This is a genomic window from Vallitalea okinawensis, assembly GCF_002964605.1.
GTDB lineage: Bacteria > Bacillota > Clostridia > Lachnospirales > PQDH01 > Vallitalea_A > Vallitalea_A okinawensis.
This window is the reverse complement of the sequence record NZ_KZ672986.1, coordinates 1,552-1,755: the sequence shown is the minus strand read 5'-3', so window position 1 is coordinate 1,755 and position 204 is coordinate 1,552. Positions and strand designations below refer to the sequence as shown.

Annotated in this window: 2 tRNA genes; both read right to left on the bottom strand. The window is 51.5% G+C overall.

What is annotated here, in order from left to right:
• Nucleotide 1: 1 nt before the first annotated feature.
• A tRNA-Gly gene (locus C1Y58_RS00060) sits at nt 2-73 on the bottom strand.
• 41 nt (nt 74-114) lie between these two features.
• Nucleotides 115-191, bottom strand: a tRNA-Met gene (locus C1Y58_RS00055).
• Nucleotides 192-204: the final 13 nt, after the last annotated feature.

Sequence of the window (204 nt, the reverse complement as noted above, 5' to 3'; positions counted from 1 at the left end):
GAGCGCGAGACGGGATTCGAACCCGCGACCCTCGCCTTGGCAAGGCGATGCTCTACCACTGAGCCACTCACGCTTAGTATGTACAGTTATTAATCCATTTACTTATGTAAAAGTTGGTAGCGGAGGACGGAATCGAACCGCCGACACTACGGGTATGAACCGTATGCTCTAGCCATCTGAGCTACTCCGCCACATGTGTTAAAA